The 1,482-nt window shown below is 72.3% G+C and carries 3 protein-coding genes; all 3 read left to right on the top strand.

The features are described from left to right. Positions 1–184: iron ABC transporter substrate-binding protein (locus tag Q7W29_05140; protein MDO9171201.1), on the top strand; the 184-nt coding region annotated here is incomplete at its 5' end. Beyond that, positions 181–957 (top strand): GTP-binding protein, encoded by a 777-nt coding sequence (locus Q7W29_05135; protein MDO9171200.1) that lies wholly within the window; start codon positions 181–183, stop codon positions 955–957. The genes Q7W29_05140 and Q7W29_05135, both read left to right, overlap by 4 nt. Beyond that, positions 954–1,482: ABC transporter ATP-binding protein (locus tag Q7W29_05130; GenBank protein ID MDO9171199.1), on the top strand; the 529-nt coding region annotated here is incomplete at its 3' end. The genes Q7W29_05135 and Q7W29_05130, both read left to right, overlap by 4 nt.

Here is a 1,482-nt window from a genome sequence, read left to right as displayed (position 1 = left end):
GACCGGCGAGATCCTCAGCCACCGCGGGCTGTTCCCGTCGCTGCTGCCTGAGGTCGTCAACGAGCTGCCGGCCGGCGCCGCCTGGCAGTGGCTGGGCTGGGACACGATCCGCGAGCACGACCTCGGCGAGCTGATCCCGCGGCTGGCCGGCGTGTTCCACGATGCGACGGGGGGCGAGGGATGAGGTTCGTGACCGTCAGCGGGCCGCCGTCGTCGGGTAAGACGGCGGTGATCCTCAAGACCGTCGCCCACGTGCGTGGTGACGGCCCGCAGGGGCCGGGCCTGCGCGTGGGCGTGGTGAAGTTCGACTGCCTCAGCACCCAGGACGACGAGACCTACGCGCGCCACGGCCTGCCGGTGCGCAAGGGCCTGTCCGGCGCCCTCTGCCCCGACCACTACTTCGTCAGCAACGTCGAGGAGTGCGTGCAGTGGGGCCGCGGCGAGGGTCTGGACGTGCTGGTGAGCGAGAGCGCCGGCCTGTGCAACCGCTGCTCGCCCTACATCCGCGACGTGCTGGCGGTCTGCGTGATCGACAACCTCTCGGGCATCGACACGCCGCAGAAGATCGGCCCGATGCTCAAGTCGGCCGACATCGTGGTGATCACCAAGGGGGACGTGGTCAGCCAGGCCGAGCGCGAGGTCTTCGCCGCCCGCGTGCGGCGCGTCAACCCCAAGGCTCGCATCCTGCACGTCAACGGCGTCACCGGCCAGGGCAGCTTCGAGTTCGCCTCGCTGTGGCGCGAGGGCGCGGAGGTCGACACGGTCGAAGGCCGGCGCCTTCGCTTCAGCATGCCCGCCGCGCTGTGCAGCTACTGCCTGGGCGAGACGCGCATCGGCGCGCAGTACCAGCTGGGCAACGTGCGCAAGATCGACCTCGGCACCGCCGGCACGAACCTCGAAGTCGACGCAGACCGCCAGCTCGGCGCGCCGCTCAGCGGCGGGGAGGGGGCGCGATGACGCACCTGGACCTGCTGCGCGGCGTGACCGTGGGCGCCCTGCGCGAACGGTGGCCGTACGCCGAGCGCTTCCTGGGCGAACGCGGCGTGGAGCTGCCCGAGGCGCCCGCCGCGGCGCTGGCCGACTGCTGCGATGCGGCGCTGCTCGCGGACCTCGCGGCCTTCCTGACCGAGATGGAGGCCTTCCTGTCCGCCGAGGAGGAGATCGTCGGCGCGATCACCGTCCTGGGCGGCCGCGACAAGCGCGGCGAGCCGGAACCGGTGCGCGAGTTGACGGTGAGCAAGGGCGACGTCGTCTGCATCGTGGGGCCGACCGGCTCGGGCAAGAGCCGCCTGCTGGCGGACATCGAGTGGGTGGCCCGCGGCGACACGCCGACCGGCCGGCGCGTCCTGGTCGACGGCCGCGAAGGGGACGAGCGCTGGCGCGCCGGCGGCGACCGCAAGCTCGTCGCCCAGCTCAGCCAGAACATGAACTTCGTCATCGACATGGGCGTGGGCGACTTCCTGGCCCTGCACGCCGAGAGCC

Source organism: bacterium (assembly GCA_030654305.1).
Classification (GTDB): domain Bacteria; phylum Krumholzibacteriota; class Krumholzibacteriia; order LZORAL124-64-63; family LZORAL124-64-63; genus PNOJ01.
The sequence above is the reverse complement of the archived record's forward strand: the minus strand, read 5'-3'. Positions and strand labels throughout refer to the sequence as shown.

Excerpts from the sequence above, each read along its gene's own strand:
- Q7W29_05135 (MDO9171200.1), top strand. The coding sequence starts at position 181 with ATGAGGTTCGTGACCGTCAGCGGGCCGCCGTCGTCGGGTAAGACGGCG.